This is a genomic window from Pantoea sp. CTOTU46764, assembly GCF_031974595.1.
Taxonomy (GTDB): Bacteria; Pseudomonadota; Gammaproteobacteria; order Enterobacterales; family Enterobacteriaceae; genus Pantoea; species Pantoea trifolii.
Genome location: NZ_DALYOQ010000115.1, coordinates 1 through 6,974, shown reverse-complemented (window position 1 = coordinate 6,974; position 6,974 = coordinate 1). Strand labels below are relative to the sequence as shown.

Here is a 6,974-nt window from a genome sequence, read left to right as displayed (position 1 = left end):
TATTTTTTCTCGTTTTGCCGACATCGTGAACGCCAACATCAACTCTCTGCTGGAGCGCGCCGAAGATCCGCAGAAACTGGTACGCCTGATGATTCAGGAAATGGAAGACACGCTGGTAGAAGTCCGTTCAACCTCAGCCCGCGCGCTGGCAGAAAAGAAACAGCTGCTGCGCCGTAGCGAGCAGGCTGAAATTCAGCAGGCCGAATGGCAGGAAAAAGCGGAGCTGGCAATCAATAAAGGTAAAGAAGACCTGGCGCGTGCTGCTTTAATTGAGAAGCAGAAACTGACTGATTTGATTGCTGCGCTGCAGCAGGAATCGACCCAGGTTGAAGAGACGCTGGAGCGCATGAAAGGCGAGATTGGTGAGCTGGAGAAAAAACTCACGGAAACCCGTGCGCGTCAGCAGGCATTAACGCTGCGTCATCAGGCGGCATCGTCATCACGTGATGTGCGTCGTCAGCTCGACAGCGGCAAGATTGATGATGCGATGGCACGTTTCGAATCCTTTGAACGTCGCATCGATCACATGGAAGCGGAAGCAGAAAGCCAGCGTTTTGGTAAGCCAAAAGGTCTGGATCAGGAGTTCGCCGAGCTGAAAGCCGATGATGAAATCAGCCAGCAGCTGGCCACGCTGAAAGCTAAGATGAATCGCCCTGAGTGATCGCCACGGGCCTGATTGCGGGCCCGAGTTAAAAATGGTGTTAGTGATTAAGGAGAGTCAATGAGCGCACTTTTTTTAGCCATACCCTTAACGATTTTCGTGCTGTTTGTCGCACCAATCTGGTTATGGCTGCATTACAGCAACAAACGCAACGGCGGCGCCGATTTATCGTCGAGTGACCTGCAGCGTTTGCAACAAATTACTCAGGATGCGCGCCGCATGCGTGAGCGTGTTGAAGCGCTGGAAGCCATTTTGGATGCCGAACATCCAAACTGGAGGCAACCATGATGAATGGCCGTAAACTGTGGCGCATTCCGCAGCAGGGCAAAGTGCGCGGCGTATGCGCGGGTATTGCTGAGTACCTCGATATCCCGGTGCGCTTACTGCGCGTGATTGTGGTGCTGTCGCTGTTCCTTGGGCTGTTTATGTTCACCGTTGTGGCTTATTTCATTTTAGGCTACGTGCTGGATGAGAAACCCGCTAATGCGAGCAACGAACATCAACCTAGCGCCCGCGAGCTGCTGGCCGAGCTGGAAACAACGCTGCAAAGCGATGAGCGCAAGGTGCGCGAGGTTGAGCGTTACGTGACCTCAGAAACGTTCAGCGTACGCAGCCGCTTCCGCCAGATCTAAATTCCCGGGCTTTCGGGCCCACTTCTTCTATTGTGATAAGAGGCTCTATGCAAACTCAACGTTTTACTGCTCTGCGCCGTCGCGCGACACCTGCGTTGATGTCGGCGGGGAAATTTATCATTATTAGTGCAGTAACTTATGGGCCCGGCGGTATCGCTGGCTGGGCAGTGAAATCGGTGGCGCGCCGTCCGCTGCGCCTGTTGCTGGCGGCCGCCCTGGAACCGTTGCTGAGCAAAGCGTTTAAACGCTTATCGGCACGATTCATCAGGGAGAACGATGAAAAGACTGCAAAATGAATTCGTGGCGTTGATGAACCGCGGTGTTGACCGCCATCTGCGCCTGGCTGTAACCGGTTTGAGCCGCAGCGGCAAAACCGCGTTTATCACATCGCTGGTTAACCAGCTTCTCAATGTCCACAGCGGCGCCCGTTTGCCGCTGTTTTCCGTGGTGCGCGAAGATCGCCTGCTGGGCGTTAAACGCGTACCGCAGCGCGAACTCGGCACGCCGCGCTTCACCTACGATGAAGGTCTGGCGCAGCTGTACGGCACGCCGCCAATGTGGCCGACGCCGACGCGTGGCGTAAGCGAAATGCGGCTGGCGCTGCGCTATCGTCCGGATGAATCGCTGCTGCGCCATTTCAAAGATACCGCCACGCTCTACCTCGAAATCGTCGATTATCCCGGCGAATGGCTGCTGGATCTGCCGATGCTGGCGCAGGATTATCTCAGCTGGTCACGTCAGATGGTGGGCTTGCTGCAGGGCGATCGCGCCGAGTGGTCAGCGCAATGGCGCAGCTTGTGCGCCGATCTCGATCCTTTTGCGCCCGTCGATGAAAATCGTCTGGCAGCGATTGCTGCGGCCTGGACCGATTACCTGCACCAATGCAAAAGTGAAGGCTTGCACTTTATCCAGCCGGGCCGCTTTGTGTTGCCAGGCGATATGGCTGGCGCGCCGGCGCTGCAGTTCTTCCCGTGGCCACAGGTCGACGAGATGCAGGTTAGCAAGCTGGCGCAAGCGCCAGCGGGCAGCAACTTCGCCATGCTGCAGCAGCGTTTCAACTATTACTGCCAGCACGTGGTGAAAGGATTCTATAAAAATCATTTCCTGCGCTTCGATCGCCAAATCGTGCTGGTCGATTGTCTGCAACCGCTTAACAGCGGGCCGCAAGCGTTCAACGATATGCGCCTTGCCTTGACGCAACTGATGCAGAGTTTCCATTACGGTCAGCGCACGCTGTTCCGCCGCCTGTTTTCTCCGGTCATCGATAAGCTGCTGTTTGCTGCCACCAAAGCTGATCATGTCACCTCGGATCAGCATGCCAATATGGTGTCGCTGTTGCAGCAGCTGGTGCAGGACGCGTGGCAAAACGCGGCGTTTGAAGGCATCAACATGGATTGCCTCGGTTTGGCCTCGGTGCAGGCCACGGAAAGCGGGCTGGTGGATCATCGCGGCGAGAAGTTACCGGCGTTACGCGGTCATCGTTTAGCCGATAACGAAGCGCTGACGTTCTATCCCGGCGAAGTGCCGCCGCGCTTGCCGGGCCACAATTTCTGGCAACAGCAGGGATTTCAGTTTGAACAGTTCCGGCCGCAGCAGCTGGATGTTGATCGTCCGCTGCCGCACATTCGCATGGATGCCGCACTGGAATTTTTACTGGGAGATAAATTGCGATGAGCGACGAAACACCTCTAAAAGGACGCATTGATTTTGCCCGTCCGCTGACGGTAGAAGCGGAAAAACCACTGCGCGCCGCGCAAACCTTTAGCGCGGACAGTGAGAAGGCCTTTCTCGCCACGGCAGAAACCGAACCGCTGGAAGAGGGCGAAGGCGAAAAAGTGGTGGAAGCCGCGCTGCGGCCAAAACGCAGCCTGTGGCGCAAAATGGTGGGTGTTGGCCTGGCTATTTTCGGCGTCAGCGTGGTGGCGCAGGGCGCGCAGACGCTGCACGATGCATGGATGGTGCGCGACTGGTTTACCCTCGGCACCGGCGTGGCCGGCACATTGATTGTCGCTGCGGGCGCAGGCGCGCTGATTGGCGAATGGCGGCGTTTATATCGTCTGCGTCAGCGGGCTGAAGAGCGCGATATTGGCCGCGAAATGCTACACAGCCACGGCGTGGGAAAAGGTCGCGCGTTCTGTGAAAAGCTGGCGCAGCAGGCCCAGCTCGATCAGGCGCATCCTGCACTGCAGCGCTGGCATGCGGCGCTGCATGAAACTCACAACGATCGTGAAATTGTCACCTTGTATGCCCAACTGGTGCAGCCGGTACTGGATCGTCAGGCACGCCGTGAAATCAGCCGTCACGCCGCCGAATCGACGCTGATGATTGCCGTCAGCCCGCTGGCTTTGGTGGACATGGCGTTTATCGCCTGGCGCAATCTGCGGCTGGTGAATCGCATCGCCGCGATTTATGGCATTGAGCTGGGCTACTTTAGCCGCATCCGCTTGTTCCGCTTAGTGCTGCTCAACATGGCGTTTGCCGGCGCTTCCGAACTGGTGCGTGAAGTCGGGATGGATTGGATGTCGCAGGATCTTGCCGCGCGCCTGTCAACCCGCGCTGCGCAAGGGATCGGTGCCGGTTTGCTCACCGCGCGTCTCGGCATTAAAGCGATGGAATTGTGTTGTCCATTACCGTGGCTGGAAGATGATAAGCCGCGTCTCGGTGATTTCCGTCGCGAGTTAATCGGTCAGCTGAAAGAATCCCTGGTAAAAAATGGGGATAAAGCAGGGCAGGCTGCTAAATAATCAGCACTTGCTTACCTTTCACGCTACAACTGGCGTGAAAGGTAAAATTATCTGTGTTACCTCGTATATTCGGCGGGATTTTTGTTGGTCGCTCCGCTACACTTCCCTTTATCACCAGCCTCTGGCTGTCAACTTTTCCTGACAGGCCTCTTCTGAGGCGCTGCAAGTTAGCGTATTATCACTAAAATCAAAACCTGACTAAGGCTCATCGCAATGCGTTTGGAAGTTTTCTGCCAGGACCGAATCGGTCTGGCGCGCGAGTTGCTCGACCTGCTGGTTGCCCGCAATATCGACCTGCGCGGCATCGAAATTGCGCCACTCGGTCGCATTTACCTCAATTTCACCGCGCTGGAGTTTGAACCCTTCAGCAATCTGATGGCGGAAATCCGCCGTACACCTGGCGTGACAGATGTGCGTACCGTTTCGTTTATGCCCTCTGAACGCGAGCATCGTGCATTGAGCGCGCTGCTGGTGGCGATGCCGGAACCGGTGTTATCCATCGATCTGAAATGCAAGGTCGAGTTGGCCAATCCGGCGGCACAAAATCTGTTTACCCTTGATGAACAGAAGCTGCGCAACCAAAACGTTGGCACCTTAATCACCGGCTTTAATTTCCAGCGCTGGCTGGAGAATGAACGCGTTGACGCGCAGGCGCAGCATGTGGTGATTCAGGGGCGCGATTTCCTGATGGAAGCGCGACCGATTTATCTGGCTGAAGAAGAAGGGCAGAGCGATCTGCCGGTTGGCGCGATGATCACCCTGAAATCGACGGCGCGTATGGGCCGACAGCTGCAGAATCTCACCGTCACCGATGATTCGGAGTTCGATCACATCGTGGCAGTTACGCCAAAAATGCGTCAGGTGATCGATCAGGCGCGCAAGCTGGCGATGCACGACGCGCCGCTGTTGATTGTCGGCGATACCGGCACCGGGAAAGATATGCTGGCGCGCGCCTGTCATTTACGCAGCGCACGCGGCAAAAAACCGTTCCTGGCGCTGAACTGCGCCTCACTGCCGGATGATGTGGCCGAAAGCGAGCTGTTTGGTCACGCTGCCGGTGCTTACCCCAATGCGCTGGAAGGCAAAAAAGGCTTCTTCGAGCAGGCTAACGGCGGCTCGGTACTGCTGGATGAGATTGGCGAAATGTCGCCACGTATGCAGACCAAACTGCTGCGCTTCCTCAACGACGGCACGTTCCGCCGCGTGGGTGAAGAGCATGAAGTGCACGTTGATGTGCGTGTGATCTGCGCCACGCAGAAGAATTTGATTGAGCTGGTACAGCGCGGTGAGTTCCGTGAGGATCTGTTTTATCGCCTGAATGTGCTGACGCTCAATCTTCCGCCGCTGCGTGAACGTCCGCTGGATATTCTGCCGCTGACCGAAATGTTTGTCGCCCGTTTCGCCGACGAACAAGGCTTGCCGCGTCCGCGACTCTCATCGCAACTGACGCCGTTCCTGACGCGCTACAACTGGCCGGGTAACGTGCGCCAGCTGAAGAATGCGCTGTACCGCGCGCTGACGCAGCTGGAAGGTTATGAGCTTGGACCACAAGATATTGTGTTGCCAGAGCAGGCGCTGGATGTGTCATTGGGCGAAGAGGCGATGGAAGGTTCTTTGGATGACATCACCAGCCGCTTCGAACGTTCAGTGTTGACGCGTCTTTATCTCTCTTATCCCAGCACGCGCAAACTGGCGAAACGCCTCGGTGTTTCGCATACCGCCATTGCCAATAAGCTGCGCGAATATGGGTTAGGGCAGAAGCGTAACGACAGCGAATAAAGCTCGCACATCCTGTAGGGTCGCCATTCATGGCGACCTGGCTCGCAAAAGTGCATCAACCTTGGCAAGCAGATGTCTTTGTCATTGGTCGCCATGAATAGCGACCCTACGTTTATTTAGCTGGTTTTAGCCGGGTGCGCGAATATCTACCTGACTTCCTTCCCGCTTAAACACCGGAATTTCACTCAATGGCGCGACGATGTTGATGCGTTGTCCGCCTTGATAGCACTCGCCGTTACGCGCAATCCATTGCTCGCCAGCAGGTAACCACACTTCACGTTCACGCTGCCCGGCGTGCAGCACCGGCGCCACCAGCAGGTCACGGCCCAGCAGATACTGGTCTTCCACTTGCCAGCTCTCTGGCTGCTGCGGGTAGTGATAGAACAGCGGGCGCATCACCGGATCGCCGAGCTCATGCGCTTCGCGCATCAGGCCGTCAATATAGGGGCGAATCTGTTCACGTTGCAGCAAACAGCTTTTCATCAGTGCGTAATTCTCCTCACCGTAACTCCAAACCTCATTAGGTGAGCCGCTGTTGCACTGCGCAATGCCATCACGCCAGGTTTCTTCAGGTGCAATCTGTGGTTCGCGGTAACCATGCAAACGCATCACCGGACAGAACACTGCCCACTGGAACCAACGGATCAACAGTTCATGAAACGCTGGGTCATGAATGTTTCCTCCCTGAAAACCACCGATGTCGGTGGTCCACCACGGAATGCCCGCCATCGCCATGTTAAGCCCGGCTGTGAACTGGTTGCGTAGCGCATGGAACGAAGAGTGAACGTCGCCAGACCAGGCCAGCACGCCGTAACGCTGGCTGCCCGCCCAGGCGCAGCGCACCAGATTGACGATCTCGCTCTCGCCTTGTTGTTGCAGACCTTCATAAAATCCGCGGGCAAACAGCTGCGGATAGATATTGCCCACTTCCTGAACCGGACCGAGATGATAGCGGTAGTTATCAAAATCGTACGCGCGATATTCCGGTTCCGCTTCATCGAGCCAGAAGGTGCGGATGCCGTGGTCATAATAGTTGCGCTTAACTTCCTGCCAGACGAACTCGCGGGCGGCGGGATGCGTGGCGTCGAAAAAGGTGGTGTTGCCCATAAAATCGAGATTCACCGATACGCCGCGCTCACTGTTGACCAGCAAGCCTTT

The 6,974-nt window shown here is 56.4% G+C and carries 8 protein-coding genes; 7 read left to right on the top strand and 1 reads right to left on the bottom strand.

The window, feature by feature from the left end; genetic code table 11:
* The first annotated feature begins 1 nt into the window (after position 1).
* From pspA to tyrR, 7 genes are all read left to right on the top strand, one after another.
* On the top strand, positions 2–661 hold the full coding sequence (gene pspA, locus RTM06_RS22415) for a phage shock protein PspA (RefSeq protein ID WP_312184755.1): 660 nt from the start codon (positions 2–4) through the stop codon (positions 659–661).
* Positions 662–721: 60 nt separating this feature from the next.
* Complete coding sequence (pspB, locus tag RTM06_RS22410) at positions 722–949, top strand: envelope stress response membrane protein PspB (RefSeq protein WP_007888081.1); 228 nt, start codon at positions 722–724, stop codon at positions 947–949.
* On the top strand, positions 946–1,293 hold the full coding sequence (gene pspC, locus RTM06_RS22405) for an envelope stress response membrane protein PspC (RefSeq protein ID WP_265298102.1): 348 nt from the start codon (positions 946–948) through the stop codon (positions 1,291–1,293). The genes pspB and pspC overlap by 4 nt, the downstream gene beginning before the upstream one ends.
* 47 nt (positions 1,294–1,340) lie before the next feature.
* Positions 1,341–1,589 (top strand): phage shock protein PspD, encoded by a 249-nt coding sequence (gene pspD / locus RTM06_RS22400; protein ID WP_007888070.1) that lies wholly within the window; start codon positions 1,341–1,343, stop codon positions 1,587–1,589.
* Complete coding sequence (locus RTM06_RS22395; RefSeq protein ID WP_312184753.1) at positions 1,570–2,967, top strand: YcjX family protein; 1,398 nt, start codon at positions 1,570–1,572, stop codon at positions 2,965–2,967. Before pspD ends, RTM06_RS22395 begins: the two co-directional genes overlap by 20 nt.
* Entirely contained in the window at positions 2,964–4,037 is a 1,074-nt protein-coding gene (locus RTM06_RS22390; protein WP_312184752.1) for a YcjF family protein, read from the top strand. The genes RTM06_RS22395 and RTM06_RS22390 overlap by 4 nt, the downstream gene beginning before the upstream one ends.
* A gap of 213 nt (positions 4,038–4,250) precedes the next feature.
* Positions 4,251–5,816, top strand: coding sequence for a transcriptional regulator TyrR (gene tyrR, locus RTM06_RS22385; RefSeq protein WP_265298108.1), 1,566 nt, complete (start codon positions 4,251–4,253; stop codon positions 5,814–5,816).
* A 126-nt stretch (positions 5,817–5,942) separates the two neighbouring features.
* On the opposite strand, the gene RTM06_RS22380 is transcribed toward tyrR, so the two are convergent.
* Positions 5,943–6,974: TIM-barrel domain-containing protein (locus tag RTM06_RS22380; RefSeq protein WP_312184751.1), on the bottom strand; the 1,032-nt coding region annotated here is incomplete at its 5' end.